Here is a 20,875-nt window from a genome sequence, read left to right on the forward strand (position 1 = left end):
TATACGGTCAGCATTATGGTCGCGTCTTTGGCTCTCGTCACCGCGTCCGGACGCTGGTTTCGCTGATCCGTCCATCCAGCATCGAAATCTGCACATCGGCGGCGGCGGCGACATCGGCGTCATGGGTCACGCAAATTACGGCGCGGCCCTGATCATGGGCGAGGCTGCGGAACAGCTCCACCACGCGGGCGCTGTTCTGGCTGTCGAGATTGCCGGTCGGCTCGTCGCACAGCACCAGCGCCGGATCGTTGGCGATGGCGCGGGCGATGGCGACGCGCTGCCGTTCGCCACCCGACAGCCGGTCGGGCGTCTTGCCGCTCTTGGCGCCAAGGCCCATGGCTTGCAGCAGGCTCTGCGCCTTGTCCCGCGCCTGTGCCCGGTTCAACAAACCCAAGCGCTGCATCGGCAGCATGACATTTTCCAGAGCGGTGAATTCCTGCAGCAGGAAATGGAACTGAAACACGAAGCCGAAGCTCGCCAGCCGGATATGGGCGCGCCGATCCCCGCTGAGGGGGTTCATATCCTTCCCGTCGAAGAGCACATGGCCGCTGTTCGGCCGGTCGAGCAGCCCAAGCAGATAGAGCAGCGAGGATTTGCCGCAGCCCGAAGGCCCGACAATGGCGACGAAGCTGGCCGGTTCGATGGCGAGGGTCACGTCCGTCACCAGAGTCACCGGCGGCGTACCGGGCAGGCTGCGCGACAATCCTTCGGCCTGCATGATCGCGCTCATATCGCGCCCCGCAATATGTCGACGGGATCGACGCGCGCCGCCTTGCGCGCCGGCAGCCAGGCCGCGACTGTCCCGGCCAGCAGCGATGCGGCGGCGGCGATCGCATATTGCCGGGCGGAACGATCGAGCGGCAGATGCCGGTCTTCGCCCGCGATCGGGAATTCGAGCGAACCGAGGATCGCCATCAGCCCATAGCCCAGCAGCCATCCCGCCACGATGCCGATCAGCGCCAGCACCAGCCCTTCCATCACGAAGATCAGTTGCAGGTCGCGCTCCGAAAAGCCGATGGAGCGCATGATGGCGATGTCGCGCCGCTTGTCGGTGATGCTGTTCGACACGACCGTGTAGATGCCGAAACTGGCCACCAGCAGGATCGCGGACACGACACTGTACATGATGACGTTGCGGGTCACGAGCAGGGAGAGGAAATCGGCGGAACGTTCCTGCCAGCTTTCCGCCTTGTAGGAGAAGCGCGCCTCCAGCCGCCGGCTGATCGGCTGCGCGGCATAAGGGTCGTTCAAGTGCACGCCGATGCGGTTGATGATGAACGGGCGGCCCAGCAGCGATTGCGCCTCCCTTAGCAGCACATAGCCTGCGGTCGCGGCCAATTGGCTCTGGCCGCGCTTGAACAGGCCGACGATGCGCAGCGACCGGCTCTGGCCCGAAGCCGGGGTCGCGCCCACCACGTCGCCTATGGCGAGACCCAGGCGTTGGGCCATTTCCTCCCCGATGATGATGCCGCCCTGCGTGCTTTCCAGGTCGCGCAGGCGGCCCGTGCGCAGCTTGTCTTCGATGGTGCTGACCTTCTCCTCGACGGCCGGGTCGACGCCGATGATGGTCAGCGCTTCCTCCCGCCCGCCGCTGCGCAGGGTGATGGCGCCGGTCAGGCTGGGCGATCCGATAGCGCCCGGCTCGGCGTCGACGGCGCGCAGGATTTGGGGCCAGCCTTTCAGCCCCCGCACCTCATTGCGCACCTTGTAATGGCGCAGGTCGACGGCAGCGCCGGGATAGGCGCGGATGCCCGGCTGGGGCGGGGGGCTGCGCAGCTCGTCGGAAATGACGATATGGGGGGCGGCGTCGATCAGTGTCTTCACGAAATCATTCTGGCTGCCGATCATCATCGCGGACACCGCCAGGAAAAAGCCGACGCCGACCGCGACACCGCTCACCGCCACCAATGTCTGGCGTCGGCGCCCGGCCAGATGGCGGAGCGCAATGGCGACGAGCAGGCCGAATTGACCGCTCATCTCTTAACCCGCACGCGCCCATTCTCGCGCAGCGTGTCGTCCGGCTTGGCAACGACGGCGTCGCCCCGCGACAGGCCGGCAAGGATCTGCGTATCGCTGGAGCCGACGATGCCGGTGCGGACTGCCCGGCTATGGACGCGCCTGTCTCGCACCACCCAGACCCGGCCATCATATACCGCCGTCGCCGGGACCAGCAGCGCCTGGGCCACCCGGCGCGTCACGATATTGACCTCCAGCGTCAGGCCGAGCGGCAGCGTCATGGGCGCGTCGGTGACGATCCGGGCGCGAAAGGCGCGCTGTTCGGGGTCGCCGCCCGGCGTCACCTCCCGCACATGGCCGCGCAGCACCCGGCCCGGCCAGGCGTCGCTGGACATGAGCCCGGCCTGGCCGGCATGGATGCGCGGCACGTCGCGCTCGTCGATCGTGGCGGTGATGCGAATGCGGGCGGGATCGCCCAGCGTCATCAGCGTGCGGCTGGGCACGGCAAGGTCGCCCGGCTCCACGTCCCGGCGCAGCACTATGCCATCCATGCCCGATCGCACCGCCATCTGATCGAGCCGGGCGGCGGCGCTCTCCTCCGCTGCCCTGGCGCTGTCCGCCGCCGCGACCGCCTGATCGCGCGCCGCTCGCGTGACCCAGCCCTTGGCGAACAGCGCGACCACGCGCCGCTCGTCCTGCATCGCCACCCGGCGTTGCGCGCCCGCCTGTTGCAGCGCGTGGCGCTGTTCCTCATCGTCCAGCAGGATCAGCGGCTGGCCGCGCCGCACCCGGTCCCCTTCGTCCACCATCACCTGCCGCACTGGCGCCGTCAGGCGCGCCGCGACGGACACGGGATGCTCCGCCTCGACAAAGCCGGTGGCATAGACGAGTTCCACCGCCTCACCAATGCGGGCGGTCGCGGTCGTCACCTCGCGCGCTCGCCCGCCCAGCAGCGCATAAGCCGCCGTGCCAGCCAGCAACACCGCCAGCAACAGCCAGAGCGTGATGCGTTTCATTCCCCCGCTATACCATCATGCGCGGCGATTGCCTGCGGTGCGAATTTTTATGCCGTGCCGACCGGAATTTGCTTCGGCTTCTTCTGCTCGGTCGCCAGACGGGGCACGGTGACTTTCAGCAGTCCCTTCTGAAGCTGCGCGGTCGCCTTGTCGGCATCAGCCTCGAACGGCAGGGCGAAACGGCGCAGGAAGCTGCCCTGACTGCGTTCGACCAGATGATAATGCTTCTTCTCGTCCTTTTCCTCGCGCTCTTCCTTATGCTCGGCCTTGATCGTCAGCATGCCTTCGTGGATGTCCAGCGATACATCCTTTTCATCGAAGCCAGGCAGTTCGGCGGTCAGTTCAAGCCCTTTGTCCGTTTCAGCGATGTCGACCTTGGGGATCAGGAAGCCCTTGCTGTCGCCGCTCTGCGGGGCGGCCCAGCCTCGGCCGAAATCATCGACCAGCCGGTCCATTTCCTTGCGAAAATCGACAAAGGGATCAAAGCCGCCGCGCAACAGGCCGCCACGGCCAAAGGGTATCAGCGAGCGATATTCAGCCATTGTCCTTCTCCTTATGCGTGATCAAAATTTACTTACTGCCCGCTTCTGGCGCGGGCGGATGCATTTCTGCGCCATGGTCCGGCGCGTGCATGGCCTTGCAATCGTCCATATGTCCGGGGGCGCCATTCGGGCCTGACGGGGCCATGCCATCCGATCGTCGCCCGTCTTCACCGCCCTTCATCATCGGACAGTCATGCCTTGGGCCGGAGGGCGGGGCGGGCACGGCGGCATCAGCGGGATGATGCGCGGCATGGTCCGCAGCCGATTGCGCGGACGCCACATTGGCGATCATGAGAGTCCCCAGACTCAAGATACTCAAGAAACGACGCATGACGCGAACCTCTTCACCAGACCATCGGTGAAGTTTCAGCCAGCGCGCTTCTTGGCGCTATAAGTAGAGTTACGCATCGGCATTGTCGGGTGCCTCATCAATTCTCGATTTCACGGACCCGAATTCCGCCTTGAACATATGGTCCACGGCCAGCCCGACCAAGACAGCTTCATTCCAGGCCTCGCCTATTACGCGCTGCCCTGTCCTGACTGATCCAGCGCCGTCATGAGCTGGACCGACAGATCCTGGATCGTGAAAGGCTTTGCCAAAAGGGGTATGCCCTCCTTCGCGGCAGAGGCAGCCGCTGCGCTATAACCCGTCATCAGCATCGTCCCCAGATGCGGCCAAAGCTGCCTGATCTTCAGCGCCAGTTCCATGCCGCTGACTTCTCCCGGCATGATCATGTCGGAGAGGATCAGCGAGAAATCGACATTCCCTTCCAGCCGGCGGAGCGCTTCATCGCCATTGTCGACCCGCTCCGCTTCATAGCCCAGCGCCATCAGCATGCCGCCCACCGTATCGGCCACCGTGTCGTCATCCTCGACCAGGAGGATGCGCGGCTTGCCAAAGGCGGCCACCGGTTCGGTCAGGCGATCGCTGACCTTGGCGGGGAGCAGGGAACGGGGAAGCCGCAGGGTGATGGTCGTCCCCCGGCCGACGATGCTGTCGACCAGCACCTTGCCGTCCGATGCGCGCACGAACCCATAAACTTGGCTGAGGCCCAGACCCGTGCCCTGGCCCACTTCCTTCGTCGTGTAAAAGGGTTCGAATATCTTGTTGACCAGATCGGGCGCGATGCCTGCGCCGCTGTCCGTCACGGCGATCTGCACCTGATCGGGCCGGTCGCCGTTGCCGGGAAGGTTCGCGCCCTCGATGACGATGGTGCCGCCCCTGGGCATGGCGTCGCGTGCATTGAGCGCGATGTTGAGGATCGCCACTTCCAGTTCCGACGCATCGACCTCCACCGGCCAGAGATCGGCTGGGAGGTGCATCGCGACCTCTATGCTTTCGCCCAGGGAGCGCTCGAGCAGCGCGTCCATGCCCCTGATCCGTTCGCGCAGATCGATGACTTCCGGGTTGAGCGGCGTGCGGCGGGAAAAGGCGAGGAGCTGCCGCGTCAGTTTCGCGCCGCGGTCGACGGCCTGGCGTATCCCGGCCTTCAATTTCTCCAGCCTGACAGGGTCGCTGGTGCGTTCCATCAGATCCAGCCCGCCCGAAGCGACCATCAGCAGATTGTTGAAATCATGCGCGACGCCGCCGGTCAACTGGCCCATGGCTTCCATCTTCTGCGATTGGCGCAGGGCTTCTTCCGCTTGCTGGCGTCCGGCAATCTCCGCCTGCAGCGTCTGATGCGCCCGGCGCAGGGAGGAATAGGAGGCGGTGAGCATCACGATCAGCACCGATGCCGCAATCACGATGACCGCGATGCCCAGATAGCGGGTCAGACGGCGCGACAGGCTGTCCAGTGTGGACATGAGATAGACGGAACCCAGTTGCGTGCTGCCCTGCTTGACCGGGACGGTGACAGCCAGCGCGCTTGACGGCGCTTCCCGCCTTGCGGCCTCCGCGCCTTCGGGCAATCGGGCGGGCGGTCGGGCGAAACCGCCCGCAAAGTCGCCCTTGCCGTCATAGGCGGCGACCGCGACGATCTGGGGATCGGCCTTCAGCGCGTTCAGATATTCCTGCAGAGCCACATCGTCGTCGAAGGCAAGCGGCGCGGCGATCCCGCTGGCCAGGATTTGCGCTTGCGCCGTGGTCTGCCGCAGCTTTTCGATGCGGGCGAGCTGTTCGAGCTGGAAGGTGGCCGCCAGACCCGCGGCGAGCAGCATCAGCGCGATCAGGACGGCGGAAAGGGGCGTCGCCATCTGTGCGATGACGTTGCCGAGGCTGAGGCGGCTTTGGGAAGCTTGCGTCATTTCCTGTCCACCGCGATTGCAAGGCCCAGCAATTTGGAACTGATCCTGAGGCCATGGGCGCGGGCCGCGCCGTCGTTGATCTGGAAGCGGACGCGGCCGCTCTGCCTGACAAATTCTATCATCGCTCCGGTCGGGCCCGCGCTCTTGTCCGCGACGGTGAGGATCGGCTGTCCCTCGGTTGTCGAAAAAGGCGCGTAGCCGGGGTCCGTCGATGCGCCCGCGAACAATATGTGGCACCCTGTATTGCCGCTTTCATTGCCGGTCCGTCGCACCACGACAGGGCGGCCCACCATCTTCTGGCCCCGCACGACATCGGTCAACAGGGTGCCGAAAGGGTCTTCCCCGACGACGCAGATGATGAAATTCCGGTCCGTGGCGGAAAAGGCTCCCGGCGGCCATTCCACGAAGGGCGCGAATTTGAACAGGAAGTTTGCCTGGATCGCGCGTTCCAACGTGGAGAGCGAATTGGCCGGCCCGGCCGCCGGAGCGCGCCCGGCCAAAACCGACAGGGATAATAAGGCCGCCCATCGCAGGCGGCGCGCGCGCCTCTTGCAAAGGGGAGGGATCAGATCGTGCATTTCAGCGCCACGAACACGCTGCGGCCGAGTGGGGTCGCCTGCGAGACAGGAAGCTCCTGATGACGGCTGTGGAGGAGGTTGAAGCCAGAGACCGACAATTCGGCCCGGTCGTCAAACTGCCAGCCCAGCCTGGCGCCCAGCTCGACATAGGCCGGAACATGCGGGTCGGGTAGGGCCGAGACATAGCGCAGGTCGAAATCGACATTGACCTCCGGCCCGATGTCCATGGAGGAACGCAGGGTCGCGCGATGCTTGGGATCATTGCCGACCTGGGAGACGCCCAGCAACGGCACCGCATCCGGCTTGAAGTGGAATTTCTGGATGAGCAGGCTGTAGCCGGGTTTCAGCCGCCACCAGTCCGCCACCCGAATATCGGCCCAGGCGTCCAGGCCGTAGCTGTGCCCCTCTATTCCATTGCCCCATCGCAGCGGCAGGAATCCGCCGGGAGCGGGTTCGACGGACCTCAGATCGTCATAGACATTGTAGAAGGTGGAAACCGACAGCGAGGCGCGTGGAGAGACTACCAGGCGCGTGCCAAGCTCATAGGCGGTCAGCTTTTCGGAGCGGAAACCGGAAAGGGCGGTCAGGATGACGGTCTGTCCGATGGTCTCCACCACATCCTCGTCGAAGGGGGTGGGCGACCGGACGGCGCGGGACACGGCGCCCCAGATCAACGTCGTGGGGTCCGGTTTCCAGGACAGGCGGACGCTGGGCAGGAAGGTCAGATCCTTGTAGCTGCGCTGCTCCAGCTTGGCGCCGATCGTGCCCGTCAGGGACGGGGTGATGGCGATGCTGTCCTGCGCGAACAAATTGCCCACGAACAGGTCGCGCCGGCCGGGCACGAAGTCCAGACCGGGAATATTCTCTATCACATAACGGCTGATGCGCGCGCCGCCGCCCCAGACGATGTTGTGCGCCTCGCCCAGAGTGAAGCTATGCTGCCCCTCGACATCGAACGTATCCAGGGCGAAGCGGCCGCCGTCATTCTCGATCCTGCGCGCCGTGTGGTCATAATAGGCCTGGAGTTGCAGGGTCGCGCCCGATGCCGTGCCGTGACGCCAGCGGGCGAGCAGGTCATAGCCGTGAAAATTCTCGTCGGCCGCATTTCCCTGCGAGCGGGAGCCGTAATAGCCGTCACCCTGGACCATCAACGCGTCGGCGGGGGTCGCATTCCAGTCGAAGCGGAAGCCGCCCTGGGTCCGGCGGTTGCCATCGTCCAGCCCCGATGCGCTTTCGAAATTTTCATGGCGCTTGACGAAAAGGCGGTAACTGGCGTTTCCGCCTGCATGGCCGCCATAGCGCAGGCCCAGATCATAGGTTCGGTTGCCGACCACGCCCGTCCCATACAGACCCTGCGAAGCGCCAGCGTCGCGGGTGATGATGTTGATGACGCCGTTGACCGCGTTCGATCCCCAAAGCGTCGCGCCGGGTCCGGAAATCACTTCGATGCGCTCGACATCTTCGGGCAGGATGTCCTGCATGTCCCAATAGACCCCGGAGTAGAGCGGCGAATAGACGCTGCGGCCGTCGATCAGGACGAGCAGCTTGTTGGAAAAATTCTGCGCGCCCTCATTGCCGCTGAGCCCGCGCGCGGCGACGACCGTGTCATTGGGGCCGCCGCGCATGACGTGCAGATTGGGGGCGAGGCGAAGAATGCCCGGCAGCGTCAACGTGCCCGAACGGACGATATCGTCATGGGTGATGACATAGATGGATGCGGGGGCGTCGGCCAGCGAAGCGGTCGAACGGGTGACGGACGTGACATCCAGCTTGGACAGCGCGGAGATCGGCATGTCCCGCAGCTCTTCGATGCTCTGCGCCTGGACGGGAGACATGGATAAGAAGGCAAGGCATGCGGCCATCCCAGCCGCCCAAGCCGTATTGCCAAAAGCCAAAGCCCGCGACATCCCCATCGTCCCCCCTGCGCCTGCCCCTGCGCCTGGATTTCCCGCGCACCTCCCGGTCGTTACGCAGGCACGATGGAAAAGTTCCACGCCAAGCCCTACAATTCAATGAACAATTTTCTGTCGGCGTGAAACATCCGGTCGGAAGGGCATGGCCGGTCCCGCCGCATCTATCATCGGGCCTTGTCTTCCTTGCATCGTTTCGTTCATCCCATAAGATCCTCAAAGGGCCGCAAGGCTCTTGGCCAGATCGATCTGCTTGAAGGGTTTGGTCAGCCGCGGCAGCTCCGCCGAAATTCCGGCATTCTCGGCATAGCCCGATATCAACAGCGCCCGGATTTCCGGCTTGAGCATCCTTGCCTGTTCGATGAGGTCCGTGCCCGTCGTGCCGGGCATCAGATGGTCGGTGACCAGCACGTCGATCTCCGGTTCGGTTTTCATGATCGCCAGCGCATGTTCGGCCGAATTGGCCTCCAACACGTCATAACCCAGTTCGCGCAACATATGCACCGTGCTTGCGCGGACCAGATCCTCGTCATCGACCACCAGCGCCATGCCGTGATCGAGCTTGACCGGGGACAGGTCCGGTCCGGCCGCATCCTGCCCGACCTCGATCTCGCTCGTCGGCAGCCAGAGGCTGATCGTCGTGCCCTCTCCGATGGCGCTTTCGATCGTCAGCCTGCCGCCCAATTGCGCGACCAGCCCATGCACCATCGACAGCCCAAGGCCCGTCCCCTGACCCACGCCCTTGGTCGTGAAAAAGGGCTCGATCGCTTTTTCCGCGGTTTCCTGATCCATGCCGATGCCGTTGTCCGTGACCGACAGCCTGATATAGCGGCCCTCCCGCAAGCGCAGGCCGTTTTCCGGAGCCATGATGTCGCAGGTCACGCCGATCCGGAGCCGTCCGCCCTCCGGCATGGCGTCGCGGGCGTTCACCGCCAGGTTCAGCAGCGCCATTTCGATCTGGTTGGCGTCGGCATGGGCCGGCGGCAGATCGTCGGTGATCGCCAGTTCGACCTGCACCCGCGGCCCGGACGTGCTGACGATCAGGTCGCGCATGTCCCGCACGAGGCTGGCAATGTCGATGGCGGTAGGTTGCAGCGGCTGCCGCCGCGCAAAGGCGAGCAGTCTTTGCACCAGCATCTTGGCCCTGTCCGCCGATTGCAGGGCGCCTTCGATCAGCCGGCGCTCCCGATCCGTTCCCAGGCCGCGACGGTGGAGGAGATCGAGACTGCCGACGATCGGCGTCAGCAGATTGTTGAAATCATGGGCGACGCCGCCGGTAAGCTGCCCCATGGATTCCAGCTTCTGCGACTGGCGCAGCGCTTCCTGCGCCAGCTCCAGTTCGCGTGACCGCTGCTGCACCCGCTCTTCCAGCGTTTCGTTGAGCGCGCGCAACCCCTCCTCGCTTTGGCGCAAGGCTGCTTCCATCCGGCGACGTTCGGTGATGTCGTTGAACAGGACCGCAACCTGGGGCGCCTCCGGATCGCCCACGCGGAAGGCATAGACATCGTACCAATAATCGCCCAGCGCTTCGGCCTGATCCTCGAAGCGCACCCCCTCGCCGGTCAGGGCGACCCGGCCGTAAATGTCGAACCAATTTTGTTCATGCCCCGGCACCTGGGACCGCATGGTCTTCCCAACCACATCGGTCAGGCCCGTCTGCCGCGCAAAGGCCGGATTGGTTTCGATGAAACGATAGTCGGCGGCGTTACCCGCTTCGTCGAAGATCATCTCGATGATGCAGAATCCCGCCTCGATCGAATCGAACAGCGATCGATATTTCTCCGCGCCGCGATGCAGTTCCTCCAGTCGCGTCCGCGCATCATATTGTCTGCGCCTGCCGCGCAGCGCCGACTGGGCGAGGCTGATTAGCGTGGTGGGGTGAAAGGGGCGCTCAAGAAAATTGACGTTGCCCAGCATCTCCAGATAGCGTGAAGCCGCCGGATTGCGCTCCAGTCCGCCGCCCCGCCGCGTCAGCAATATGAAGGGGAAATCCGACCATTCCGGCTGCTTTTGCAGCCAGCCGACCAGAGGGTGCAGATCGCGATTGTGCAGCGCCTCTTCCGTGACGAGCGCAAAGCCCGCGCCATGGTCGATACCGCTCAACAGGGCGGAAAGATCCGCGCAGATCTGCGACCGCAGCCCCGCTTCGCCCAGCATCGAGGCGGCAATCTCCGCATCGCGTCCGACCGGAGCGAGGATGAGTGCTCGTTCGGAAAGATGCGGGATCACGCCTTGTCGTCTTCGAGGAGCGTTGGCGCGTTTCCGACGAAATGGGGCACGCCCCGCAGCACGCCCTGAAAGCCGATCAATGGTTCGCCCAGGCGGATGCCATAATGGCCGATGCGGAATTCGCGAATGGTATCCTCATGCATTCCGGTGCGTTTCTTGATGACCGACATGGCGCGCCGCACCCGCCCCAATGCCTCGAAATAGCGCAGGAGAATGACCGTGTCCGCCAGATAGGTGACATCGACCGGCGCCTTCATGTCGCCCACCAGGCCATGCTGCGCGACCGTAAGGAAGGTCGTGGCGCCCTGCCGGTTAAGATATTGAAGCAGTTCATGCATATGCAGGACCAGGGCGTTTTCTTCCGGCATGGCCGACTGATAGCCATTCAAGCTGTCGATGACGACGGTCCTTACCCCATGGCTTTCCACGCAATTGCGCACGCGTTGGGAGAACTCCCCGGGGGACAATTCGGCTGCATCCACCTGCTCGATGACCAGATTTCCTTCGTCCGCCATGGCCTGCATATCGATGCCCAGGCCCTTTGCGCGATTGAAGAGCAGGCCGATCTCCTCGTCAAAGACGAACATGGCGGTCTTTTCGCCCCGCGCGACCGCCGCGGTCACGAAGGTCAGGGCCAGCAGCGACTTTCCGGTGCCGGCGGGACCAAGGACGAGCACGCTGGAGCCACGCTCGACACCGCCGCCCAGCAGGGCGTCCAGCTCCGGCGATCCGCTTTTCAGGAGGCTGCGTTCGAAGCTGGTCTTGTGTTCGGCCGATACGAGGCGTGGAAAGACGCGAACGCCCCCTTGTTCGATGATGAAATCATGGTACCCGCCGCGAAAGCGCCGGCCGCGATATTTGATGATGCGCATCCGGCGGCGTTCCGGGCCATAGCCGGGCGACAATTCCTCCAGCCGGATGACGCCATGGGCGACGCTGTGGACGGTCTTGTCCGCGACCTCCGCCGTCAGATCGTCGAGCATCAGCACGGTCGTATTTTGCTTCGAGAAGAAATGCTTGAGCGCCAATATCTGACGCCGATAGCGCAGCGAGCTTTGCGCCAGCAGGCGAATTTCCGACAGGCTGTCCAGAACCACCCGGTCCGGCTTCACCTGCTCGAAGACGTCGAAGATCCGACGCGTGGTTTCGCCCAGCTCCAGGTCGGACGAATAGAGCAGGCTTTGCTGCTGTTGCTCATCCAGCAGGCTTTCGGGGGGAACCAGTTCGAAGAGGTCCACGCCATCGAGCGTCCAGCCGTGCGATTGCGCGCTTTCGCGCATTTCATCGTCGGTTTCGGACAGGGTGATGTAGAGGCAACGCTCGCCGCGCTTCGCTCCCTCGATCAGAAACTGCATTGCAATGGTGGTCTTGCCCGTGCCCGGACTGCCTTCGAGGAGGAAGACCCGGCCGCGGGTCAGTCCGCCGGAGAGAATGTCGTCAAGGCCTTCTACCCCCGCAAGCGCTTGTTCGGTCGAATAGGTCGGCAGCACGTCATTCTCCTTTCAGAGCACAAGCGCCAGCGATTACCATGGGAAAGGTCCGGCCTGAATGCGTTACAGATTGATTTCGATCAAGCTGGCCAGCCCGGTGCGGATAAGCCGGGACAGGGTGCATCATGAAGCCGGGCCTGTGCTTTTGTCGAATATGCCGTGTCGAGGCATGGATCATCCTTTGTCGCTCGGGTGCAAAGGACGCACCGCGGGCCAAAGAGGTTCCCTCATCCCTCGATGAACAGGTAGGACGGATCGTAATCGCTAAGCTGGCGCAGGGCGGCCAGGTCGAAGATCGTGATCCTGCTGCGCCGCATCTGAAGCAGCTTCCTTTCTCTCAACTCCCGCAACATCCGGTTGATATGTACCGGCGTCATGCCGCAGGCCTCCCCCAGATCGGCCTGGGTGAGAGGAAAAGTGAATTCGCGGCCGTCGCTCAGTCCCACGGCCCGCAATTTCGCTTCGATCTCGCAGAAAAAATGCGCAATTCTGGCGATTGCGTCGAGGCGGCCGAGGCGGAAAATCCACTCGCGATGCATGGCGGCGTCCAGCAGCGTGCTGAACCACAGCAGCTTCGTCAGATTGGGACGCTCGACCAGCAGCCCGTCCAGCGCTTCGTGGGGGATCAGCGCTATCTTGCAGACGCCCAGGGTCGCGACATCATGGTCGAGCCGACCCAGCGGATAGCCATGGAGATCGACGAAATCGCCGGGGACATGCACGGCGACGAGCTGACGAAGGCCGTTTCGGTCGTCCATATAGCGACATATGAAGCCCTCCATGAGATAGGTGCTCAGCCTGATCGGCTCGCCGGCACGGGCGATGATCTGTCGGGCCTGTGCCTTGCGGACGTGGCCGATGCTGGCTTCGAGCGCGGCGAGATCCTCGTCCGACAATTGATCGCGGCGGCGGTTGCGGAGGAAGTCGGCAAATATCATCTGCGGCTTGTCCCAGAGCGCGAAATCCGACCAGGGTTCAACGCGGATGCCTTGCTCCGGTGCCGGACGGGAATGGCTTATCAGCAGGGCTCTCCGGCGACCAGCGACTTCTCGCATCGTCCAGGCCGGACCCTAAGGCATTTTTTTGGTCGAGCAGGCGCGGGATGATGGGGGCGAGTTCCCTTGCCAGGAAGCCGACCCTTCCCATCTCCTTCGACAGGGCTTGCCCTGCCATGCCATGCAGCCAGCAGCCCCAGGCAGTGGCCCGCAGAGGTTCGGCTCCGCGCGCGAGAAGGCCGCCGATGACCCCCGCCAGCACGTCGCCGGAACCCGCTGTGGCAAGACCCACGCATCCCCCGTCGAAACGAAGCGAAGGGCCGGAAGGGTGGGCGAGGATGCTTTCCTGTCCCTTCAGCAGAATGATGCACTGGAAGCGCGTGGCGATGTGGGCTGCGACGCCTTCGGGATCGGAGGCGACAGCCGCCTCATCCATCCCGGCAAGGATCGCCATTTCGCCGCAATGGGGCGTCATGATCACGCGGCCGTCATGCGCGGCGATGACATCGGCCAGGTCGCGGGCGGACGTCAGCGCCGCGGCGTCCAGCACGACGCCAAGCTCCCGGCGGGGCGAAGCAAGCAGACGGGCAACGAGTGTGTCGGTCCGGTCGCTGACGCTCATCCCCGGCCCCAGGACCATGGCATCGCATCGCCCGACATGCTCCTCCAATATCCCGACCGCCTCCGCGGCGATCTCGCCATTGCGGTCGGACGGCAGCGCCAGCATCGATGCTTCCGGCACGAGAACCCCCAATGCGGTCGCCACCGAACAGACCGTCGCCAACTGGACCTTTCCCGCTCCCGCCCTGAGCGCGGCTTCCCCCGTCAGGCGCAGGGCGCCCGGCACGAATTCGGCTCCGCCGATCACCATCACCCGGCCGCGCTCATTCTTGTCCGATCCGTCCTCCAGACCGGGCAGCGGGTGATCGCGCAGCCAGCTTTCATCAATGCTTCGCAAGCTCATCCCCGCGCTCCTGCAATGGCATCGGGCGCCTTGGTGACGGGCGTCCGGTCCTCTTCCATGGGCGCAATGACATTGTACCGCTGGAGGGCAAGGCGTCCGTCCCGCCCCGCTCCGGCATCTAGCCGGTAATCGGTCACCGCGCAGTTCGCGACGTCCCCCTTTGCGTCGATCGCCAGTATCTCGGCTTCCGTCAGGCTCTCCAATATATAGCGCATGCAAAGGACCACGACCTGATGGCTGAAGATCATCACCCGGCGCCCGGCATAATGCAGCGAGATCGTGTCGATTACGGACCGCAGCCGAAGGATCACGTCGCACCAGCTCTCCCCGCCGGGAGGACGATGGTAAAACTTGCCCAATAGGCGCCGGAATTCGGCCTGGTCGGGGAAGATGTTGCGGACGCCGCCGGTCGTCAGCCCGTCCAATATGCCGAACTCCTTTTCACGAAGCCGCTCATCGCGACAGATCGGCTCGTCCCCGGCCGCGCCGCCATGCTCGCGGAATATCCGGGCCGTCTGGCAGGCGCGCAAATAGGGCGAGGACAGCAGTACCTCCGGACGGCTCTCCTGCGACTGGCGCGCGAACCAGCGGCCCAGCGACGCGGCCTGCTCGCGGCCCAGATCGCTCAAGGGCACGTCGGCGTCGCGCACCGTCAGGGCGATGCGGTCCGCCTCCGCCTCATGGGCGGCGTCGCTCGCGATATTGCCTGCGCTTTGGCCATGGCGCGCGATGATCAATTGGGCTGGCCAGCGGATCGTCATCTCGATCATTCTCCTCCCATGGTCCGTGAAGCAGGTTGGACAACGCCTGAGCGGTCGATCGGCTTCATCCCATCCGACGAAGCGGACCCTTCGCGCCTGCCGTTCGTATAGTCGGTTCAATAATCAGGAGATGATCATGACCGACGCGCAGAAGCTGAAGGAACATCTGTGGGACCGCATGTCGGACAGCCCGTTCATGATGCTTGGCCTTACGAGCAGCGGGCAGCATAGCGAGCCGCTTACCGTCCAGTTGGACGACGATCAGGTGGACAGGCTGTGGTTCTTCGTTGGCAAGGACAACCGCCTTGCCGGCGGCGGCGCTGCGATGGGCCAGTTTGTTGCCAAGGGGCATGATTTCTTCGCCTGCTTCTCCGGCAACACGCGCATCGACAATGATCCGGCGATGATCGACAAACTGTGGTCGAAAGCGGTGGAGGCTTGGTTCCCCGGCGGAAAGTCGGACCCCAATCTCGCTTTGTTGCGCTTCGACATAGATGAGGCCGAATTGTGGGAAGCGGACGTGTCGTTGGCCGGAAAGCTCAAGATGCTGTTCGGCGGCAAGATCAGGCCGAGCGAGGAAGGCAGCCATGCGAAGGTCGAAACGACCGCGAAATGACAGCCTTATAAGACAGCTTTACGGTAAGGCTGCGACTGCCGGGACCATCGGCATAGGCCGCGTGGTCTCAAGCCGATCGGAAAGAATCACCGTTCCGGTGCAAGCTTTTGCTCAAAGAACGTCAATGTAGCGGTGAGCGCTGTTGCATTGGCTCGCGCCGTGTCGGCATCCCTTTTCCCGACGAAGCCATGGTCGACATTCGGGATGTAGATCGCTTCGACGGGCACATGAGCGGATTTCAGCGCTGCCTCGAACTCCTGCGTTTGCGAGACGGCGACCAGCGTATCGGCCAGGCCATGGATCAGCAGCATCGGCGGGTCGTTGGCATCGACATAGGTGATGGGACTCGCGAAGGCGAGGGCGTCCTTCGAACAGCCGCCCTCGCAGCCGAGATAGGGTGCTGGGCCGGTCTGGCCCGGCGGTGTCGGCACCGTCGCGAAATCATGCACGCCATACCAGGACACGCCGGCCTGCACGCAGTCGGACGGGGTCGGCAGGTCGGATGCGTTGCGGTCGGCAGTCGGTTCAAGCGGTTCGACGCCGCAGCTCGTGGAGGCCAGAGCGGAGAGCTGTCCGCCTGCCGACCCGCCGAATATCCCGACCCGCGCCGGATCGATGCCGTAGTCCTTCGCGTGGAGGCGCAGGAAACGGATGGCGGTTTTGACGTCCTGGATCGCGGCGGGGAAATGGGCTTCGCCGTCGAGCCGATATTCGATGGATGCCACGACGAAGCCCTTCGCGGCGAATTGCGCCAGCACGGCAGGGAAGTCCTTGATCGGGCCGCCATGGCGCTTGGTGCCCGTGACCCATGCGCCGCCATGGACATGGATGATCAGGGGCAGCGGGCCATGGCGGCCTTCGGGGCGATAGAGGTCCAGCCGCAGGGGGCGATAATGGAGCGGCTGGCTGTAGATGATATCGGCTGCGGCAGTGACGCCGCCGGGGAAGCGGGTGATGGTTTCCGGCCAGGGTTCGGGTCGCAGCCGCCCGACCTCGAACCGGATCGGCGGCGGCGTTCCCGCCCCGATCAGGGCGAGCAGGGGAAGGATGCGGAGCCAGTTTTTCGGCATCGTCTGCTTTCCGGTCAGGGCATTTTCTCGCCGGTGCGGTCGGCCCAGAGCTTCCACCAATAGGCGATCTGCCGGGCTCGGAAATCCGGCGCGACGGCGGTCTTGCCGTCGATCAGCAGCGGCCCGCGATGGGGGCTCTTATATTCGCTCCAGCGTGGCAGGCCGGGGCCATTGGGATTGCCGCTCTTGATGAAATTGGCCCAATAATCCTGCATCATCGCCGCGAGCCGCGCATTTTCGGCGCCCTGCGACGCCTTCGCCGCGCCCAGCGTATAGCCGAAATCGGCGCAATGCGGCGCACCCGTCACCTGGCCGCGCTCGGCCGGGGGGACATAGGCGAAATGATAGGACCAGCTTGGCTGCCAGCGCGCCGCCAGGCCCGCCGTCGCGGTTGCCGCCGAGGTGAAGATGAAATCGGTCTGCACCTGCCGCAGCAGCTCCGCCGGGGGCAGCTTGCCCTGCGGATCATAGACTTTCCGCACGGCCGGCAGGTCGATGCCGAAGCGATCCTTCAGCACCTTTTCGTCAAAGCCCATCAGCCCGAAAATGCTCGCCTCATTGCTGGTCGATCCGGCGATATAGGGGACGCGGGCGATATGCCCTTTCGCGAAGGCGACGGCGGTCTCCTCCGTGATCATCGCGCCGTCGACCACAGCGCCGAAATTGGGCGGGCCGGGATCGGCGGCCATGACCGCCGCAGGATCGAGCTTGCGCAGCGCGGCGATGGCGTCCTTGCCCTCGCCGGTCACGCCTGCACGGCTGGCGAAGGCGATGCCTTCCTGTTCCGCCTGTGCCTGCGGACGGGTCGCGTTGTTGATGCCGCCGCCGCTGTGCGCGCTGGCGCGGGCGAAAAGGCCGCGTGCCTTGGGCGAAGCGACCAGCGCGTTGATGCTGGAACCGCCTGCCGAGCATCCCATGATCGTCACCTTGCCGGGATCGCCGCCAAAGCGCGCTATGTTGCCGCGCACCCAGTTCAGCCCGGCGACCTGATCCATCAGCCAGTAATTGCCGGTCGGCATCCCCGGCTGTTCGGCGCGCAGGCCGGGATGGGAAAAGAAGCCGAGCCGTCCCAGCCGGTAATTGAGCGACACCACCAATATGCCGCGCTTGTTATAGGCCTTGGTGGCGTCGTCGAACAGTTCCGCGCCTGAGCCGACGAAGAAAGCGCCGCCATGGATCAGCACCAGCACGGGCATCCTGCCCTTGAGCGAAGGGGTGGCGACGTTGATCGACAGGCAATCCTCGCTTTGCCGGGCGCCGCGTTCATTGGGCGTTTCGGGCTGCGGACAGATCGGTCCGAATTGCGAGGCGTCGAAGGGCGCGGTCCAGGGCGCGACCGGCCGTGGTGGGGTCCAGCGGTGATCGCCGCCGGTCGTCTGGGCGAAGGGGATGCCCTTGAAGACGCCGCCTGTGCCCTGCGTCAGTCCACGCACCGGGCCGGCCGCGGTCGTCACCACCGGACCCTGTGCGGCCGGGGCCGCGATCAGGCCGCCGCCGACCAGCGAAAGGCCGGCCATGCCCGCCAGAAATTGTGCTGCCTTCACCCTGCCTCTCCCGGAAAAGGGCGGCGACCTGTTGGTTCGCCGCCCGGCTTTCATATCAGAATTTGAACCGCACCCCGGCGGTGAACGCCCGTCCCACCGTGTCATAGGTGGAAATGATCGTCGGCAGGTTCACGCCCGGAATATCGGCGGCGATCAGCGGTGGATCGCGATCGAACAGATTGTTGATAGTGATGAAAGGCTCCAGACTGCCGCCCCAGCCTTCGATCTTCTGGCTGATGGTCAGGTCGGTGTACCAGATCGAAGGCGCCTTCGCCCCGGAATAATTATTGTTCGGTTCACGCGAACCGACCTTCACCGGCCCGGTATATTGTTCCGAAACGAAGATGGTGAGGCCGCCGTCGCTCACATAATTGAGGTTCAGCGTGCCGCGCCATTTCGGCCGGGCGATCGGGCCATTGTTGATGCCGTAACCCGCCGAGTCATAGGCGGCCACCGCCGCGCTCTGCTGCGTCACATATTTGTCGAGCCAGCTCACATAGGCGCGGGCGCTGAAATTGCCGTTGCCAAGGCGCGTCGTATAGCTGGCGTCGATGTCGACGCCCGCCGTTTCCAGCTTGGCGATATTGGCCGCCGCGACGCGGATCAGGCTGGGGAAGGCGGTCGGCGTTGGCCGGGTGATGAGCGCGCATTCAGGCGCCGCCGCGTTGGCGACGCAGTTCTGCACGATCTGCCCGGTGTTGAGCGTGCCGATCGCCCCTTCGATCTTCAGGTCGAAATAGTCCGCCGACAGGCTGAAGCCGGGCAGGAAGCTGGGCGTCAGCACGAAGCCGAAGGTCTTGGTCTTTGCCTTTTCAGGTTCGAGCAGGCGGTTGCCGCCCGACACGGTGGAGACGTTGCCGGTCTGACCCGACACCGGATCGGTCAGCAGGCCGATGCCGCTCTGGTCGCCCGCGAACAGATCGAACAGGGTAGGCGCGCGAATGTCGCGGGAGATGGTGCCGCGCAGCAATATGTCCTGCACCGGCTTCCAGGTGAGGCCGAGCTTCCATGTTTCGACCTGTCCTGACGTGCTGTAGTCGGTGATGCGGCCCGCGCCGTTCAGTTCCAGCGAATGGAGGAACGGCATGTCCTTGACGATCGGCAGGTTGATTTCGCCAAAGGCTTCCTTGACCGTCACGCTGCCCTGCGCCTGACCGACATTGGTCAGCCAGTAGAAGAGCGAGGTCGACGACACGCCGCGCAGGCCCGCGAAATATTCGCTGCGTTCGGCCGCGGTGTCGAGCAGCGAGGGGTCGCTGTTGCTGGAGAGGTCCAGCGACTGCTTGCGCCATTCGCCGCCGACCACGATGTCGACCGGCCCGCCCGGCAGGCTGAAGGGCGAACCCTGGAATTGCAGCGCGGCGGCGTCATGCTTGATCCGCGCATCATAGGACATGGTGCCGGTCGCATAATCATAGCCCGGCTGGTTGGTATAGGCGTCGCCGGTCAGGAAGATGTTGAGCGGCTGGCATCCGGCGAAGCGCGCCCGGACGACGGGATCGGCGCTCAGAGTCGGGCGGCAGACGATATTGCCGTTGGTGTCGCGCACCGCGTCCAGCGCGGCATAGGCCTTTTGATAGTCGTACAGGCCATGCTGGTCGACGCTGTGCTTGGAATCGCCATGGGTATAGTTGACCGACCATTTCCAACTGTCGCCCAGATTGCCTTCAAGGCCGGCCGTCGCCATCCAGAAATCGGTGCGTTCGTTGGTGAACGGCTTCTTCGAGCTGTCGCCCGAATATTTGCCGATGTTGAACTGCTGGCCGGGCGTCAGCGCCGCTTCGATCTGTGCCGGGATGAAGGGATTGCCCTCGAACACCGGAGCATTTTGCGTGCCGACCCAGGCGTTAGACTGGCTGATATAGCTGAGTTCGCTGCGGGTGAAATTGCCCTGCACGAAGAAATTGATGTCGTCGGTCACATCATAGCTGAAACGGCCGAAGGTCTGATAAGTGCGCAGCGGCGCGACGGCGTGAACGTCCGACGGGATAACGAAGCCGTCGCCGCCAATATTGAACGCGGCCGTGCCTGTCGCCGTGCCATTATTGAAGGGCCGGATCGTGCCGTCGCCGTTGATCTGATAATTGGCGAAGGGGCCATCCAATATCTTGCCATTGTCGCTGGCGAAAATCAGGTGGATATTGTCCTGAAGAACGCGTGGATTGGCGTTCGAGCCTGGGGCAGCCGTGCTGCCGGGAACGCTGCCGACATAGACATAATTGGAATTGCCGCCCTTGCGGTCGGACCGCAACATGCCCTTGTTGTTATAATATTCGCCTGACAGCAACAGGTGTCCGCGCCCGCCGAACAGGTCCATGCCACCGGCCAGGCTGATCCGCTGATTGCCGTTGTCGCCACGCTGCGACACGCCGCCCTGGACGCTGCCGGTAAGGCCGGTGAACTTGCGGTTCAGGACGAAATTGACCACGCCCGCGACTGCATCCGACCCGTAGGCGGCAGACGCGCCCGCGGTCACGATATCGACGCGCTGGAGCAGGGCATTGGGGATGACATTGGTGTCGACCGTGCCCTGATAGGTGGTCGGCGGCACGCGCATGCCGTCGAACAGGATCAGCGTGCGGTTGCCGCCCACGCCGCGCAGGTTAAGCACATTGCCATGGCTCGCGCTGTTGGCGAAATTATGCGAACTGCGCGAAGGGCTGGAGCTGTTTTGGAACTGCGGCAGCTTGTTGAGCGCGTCAGGGACGTTGGTCGGCGTCGCCTTGACCAGATCCTCGGTCGTGGCGACCGTGACGGGGGTGGGCGCGGTATAGCCGTCCCGGACGATCCGCGACCCGGTGACGATGATGTCGCCGGTGCTGCTGGCCGGGCCTTCGCCCTGCGCCTCCGCACCGCCCGTCTGGGGAGCATCCTGGGCCATGGCCGGAGCGGTCAACGCCAGCAAACTCACGCTGATGCACATGGCGGAAGCGACGGGCAGCCTCATCATATCTCCT

Annotated in this window: 17 protein-coding genes; 1 reads left to right on the forward strand and 16 read right to left on the reverse strand. The window is 64.2% G+C overall.

The genetic code is table 11. From position 1 onward, the window contains the following. Positions 1–37: 37 nt before the first annotated feature. The 13 genes from HHL26_RS16240 to HHL26_RS16300 all read right to left on the reverse strand — a co-directional run bounded on the left by HHL26_RS16240 (position 38) and on the right by HHL26_RS16300 (position 14,697). A complete protein-coding gene (locus HHL26_RS16240) occupies positions 38–730 on the reverse strand; it encodes an ABC transporter ATP-binding protein (RefSeq protein ID WP_066562669.1) in 693 nt (230 codons plus the stop codon). Beyond that, the gene (locus HHL26_RS16245; protein WP_169576176.1) at positions 727–1,977 is read right to left on the reverse strand and encodes an ABC transporter permease; all 1,251 of its coding nucleotides are present in this window, start codon (positions 1,975–1,977) and stop codon (positions 727–729) included. The genes HHL26_RS16240 and HHL26_RS16245 overlap by 4 nt, the downstream gene beginning before the upstream one ends. Next, entirely contained in the window at positions 1,974–2,972 is a 999-nt protein-coding gene (locus HHL26_RS16250; protein WP_066562663.1) for an efflux RND transporter periplasmic adaptor subunit, read from the reverse strand. Before HHL26_RS16250 ends, HHL26_RS16245 begins: the two co-directional genes overlap by 4 nt. Before the next feature lie 47 nt (positions 2,973–3,019). Continuing rightward, positions 3,020–3,514, reverse strand: a complete 495-nt coding sequence (locus tag HHL26_RS16255; RefSeq protein ID WP_066562662.1) for an Hsp20/alpha crystallin family protein — start codon at positions 3,512–3,514, stop codon at positions 3,020–3,022. A 28-nt stretch (positions 3,515–3,542) separates the two neighbouring features. Next, positions 3,543–3,833: a hypothetical protein gene (locus tag HHL26_RS16260; protein ID WP_145907622.1), complete on the reverse strand. Its 291-nt coding sequence runs from the start codon at positions 3,831–3,833 to the stop codon at positions 3,543–3,545. A 200-nt stretch (positions 3,834–4,033) separates the two neighbouring features. Next, complete coding sequence (locus tag HHL26_RS16265; RefSeq protein WP_066562658.1) at positions 4,034–5,761, reverse strand: ATP-binding protein; 1,728 nt, start codon at positions 5,759–5,761, stop codon at positions 4,034–4,036. Further along, on the reverse strand, positions 5,758–6,339 hold the full coding sequence (locus HHL26_RS16270; RefSeq protein WP_066562655.1) for a YfiR family protein: 582 nt from the start codon (positions 6,337–6,339) through the stop codon (positions 5,758–5,760). Before HHL26_RS16270 ends, HHL26_RS16265 begins: the two co-directional genes overlap by 4 nt. Next, positions 6,327–8,132, reverse strand: coding sequence for a TonB-dependent receptor (locus HHL26_RS16275; RefSeq protein ID WP_277349400.1), 1,806 nt, complete (start codon positions 8,130–8,132; stop codon positions 6,327–6,329). Before HHL26_RS16275 ends, HHL26_RS16270 begins: the two co-directional genes overlap by 13 nt. 333 nt (positions 8,133–8,465) lie before the next feature. Beyond that, positions 8,466–10,478, reverse strand: coding sequence for an ATP-binding protein (locus HHL26_RS16280; RefSeq protein WP_169576177.1), 2,013 nt, complete (start codon positions 10,476–10,478; stop codon positions 8,466–8,468). Further along, entirely contained in the window at positions 10,475–11,965 is a 1,491-nt protein-coding gene (locus HHL26_RS16285) for an ATPase domain-containing protein (RefSeq protein WP_066563846.1), read from the reverse strand. Before HHL26_RS16285 ends, HHL26_RS16280 begins: the two co-directional genes overlap by 4 nt. Positions 11,966–12,195: 230 nt before the next feature. Next, the gene (locus HHL26_RS16290; protein WP_066562644.1) at positions 12,196–12,906 is read right to left on the reverse strand and encodes a Crp/Fnr family transcriptional regulator; all 711 of its coding nucleotides are present in this window, start codon (positions 12,904–12,906) and stop codon (positions 12,196–12,198) included. A 37-nt stretch (positions 12,907–12,943) separates the two neighbouring features. Then, positions 12,944–13,927 (reverse strand): NAD(P)H-hydrate dehydratase, encoded by a 984-nt coding sequence (locus tag HHL26_RS16295; RefSeq protein WP_082749017.1) that lies wholly within the window; start codon positions 13,925–13,927, stop codon positions 12,944–12,946. After that, positions 13,924–14,697 carry a histidine phosphatase family protein gene (locus HHL26_RS16300; RefSeq protein WP_237230160.1) on the reverse strand — a complete coding sequence of 258 codons (774 nt, stop codon included), beginning with the start codon at positions 14,695–14,697 and terminating at the stop codon, positions 13,924–13,926. The genes HHL26_RS16295 and HHL26_RS16300 overlap by 4 nt, the downstream gene beginning before the upstream one ends. Before the next feature lie 127 nt (positions 14,698–14,824). Between HHL26_RS16300 and HHL26_RS16305 the strand changes: the two genes are divergently transcribed. Then, positions 14,825–15,304 carry a pyridoxamine 5'-phosphate oxidase family protein gene (locus HHL26_RS16305; RefSeq protein ID WP_169576178.1) on the forward strand — a complete coding sequence of 160 codons (480 nt, stop codon included), beginning with the start codon at positions 14,825–14,827 and terminating at the stop codon, positions 15,302–15,304. 86 nt (positions 15,305–15,390) lie between these two features. Here HHL26_RS16305 and HHL26_RS16310 read toward each other — a convergent pair whose 3' ends face one another. Genes HHL26_RS16310 through HHL26_RS16320 form a run of 3 tightly spaced genes read right to left on the reverse strand, consistent with a single transcriptional unit; the run spans position 15,391 to position 20,868 of the window. After that, the gene (locus tag HHL26_RS16310) at positions 15,391–16,374 is read right to left on the reverse strand and encodes an alpha/beta hydrolase (protein WP_169576179.1); all 984 of its coding nucleotides are present in this window, start codon (positions 16,372–16,374) and stop codon (positions 15,391–15,393) included. Positions 16,375–16,388: 14 nt separating this feature from the next. Further along, on the reverse strand, positions 16,389–17,918 hold the full coding sequence (locus tag HHL26_RS16315; protein WP_346765592.1) for a carboxylesterase family protein: 1,530 nt from the start codon (positions 17,916–17,918) through the stop codon (positions 16,389–16,391). A gap of 55 nt (positions 17,919–17,973) precedes the next feature. Next, complete coding sequence (locus tag HHL26_RS16320) at positions 17,974–20,868, reverse strand: TonB-dependent receptor (protein ID WP_169576180.1); 2,895 nt, start codon at positions 20,866–20,868, stop codon at positions 17,974–17,976. Between the last annotated feature and the right edge of the window lie 7 nt (positions 20,869–20,875).

Origin of the sequence: Sphingobium sp. TB-6 (assembly GCF_012927365.1) — a bacterium.
Lineage (GTDB): Bacteria > Pseudomonadota > Alphaproteobacteria > Sphingomonadales > Sphingomonadaceae > Sphingobium.

Bases quoted from the DNA above. Each gene is read 5' to 3' on its own strand.
- HHL26_RS16290 (WP_066562644.1), bottom strand. From the start codon at position 12,906: ATGATATTTGCCGACTTCCTCCGCAACCGCCGCCGCGATCAATTGTCG.
- HHL26_RS16245 (WP_169576176.1), bottom strand. From the start codon at position 1,977: ATGAGCGGTCAATTCGGCCTGCTCGTCGCCATTGCGCTCCGCCATCTG.
- HHL26_RS16265 (WP_066562658.1), bottom strand. From the start codon at position 5,761: ATGACGCAAGCTTCCCAAAGCCGCCTCAGCCTCGGCAACGTCATCGCA.
- HHL26_RS16255 (WP_066562662.1), bottom strand. From the start codon at position 3,514: ATGGCTGAATATCGCTCGCTGATACCCTTTGGCCGTGGCGGCCTGTTG.
- HHL26_RS16310 (WP_169576179.1), bottom strand. From the start codon at position 16,374: ATGCCGAAAAACTGGCTCCGCATCCTTCCCCTGCTCGCCCTGATCGGG.
- HHL26_RS16305 (WP_169576178.1), top strand. From the start codon at position 14,825: ATGACCGACGCGCAGAAGCTGAAGGAACATCTGTGGGACCGCATGTCG.
- HHL26_RS16270 (WP_066562655.1), bottom strand. From the start codon at position 6,339: ATGCACGATCTGATCCCTCCCCTTTGCAAGAGGCGCGCGCGCCGCCTG.
- HHL26_RS16275 (WP_277349400.1), bottom strand. From the start codon at position 8,132: ATGCCGATCTCCGCGCTGTCCAAGCTGGATGTCACGTCCGTCACCCGT.
- HHL26_RS16250 (WP_066562663.1), bottom strand. From the start codon at position 2,972: ATGAAACGCATCACGCTCTGGCTGTTGCTGGCGGTGTTGCTGGCTGGC.
- HHL26_RS16295 (WP_082749017.1), bottom strand. From the start codon at position 13,927: ATGAGCTTGCGAAGCATTGATGAAAGCTGGCTGCGCGATCACCCGCTG.
- HHL26_RS16320 (WP_169576180.1), bottom strand. From the start codon at position 20,868: ATGATGAGGCTGCCCGTCGCTTCCGCCATGTGCATCAGCGTGAGTTTG.
- HHL26_RS16240 (WP_066562669.1), bottom strand. From the start codon at position 730: ATGAGCGCGATCATGCAGGCCGAAGGATTGTCGCGCAGCCTGCCCGGT.
- HHL26_RS16300 (WP_237230160.1), bottom strand. From the start codon at position 14,697: ATGATCGAGATGACGATCCGCTGGCCAGCCCAATTGATCATCGCGCGC.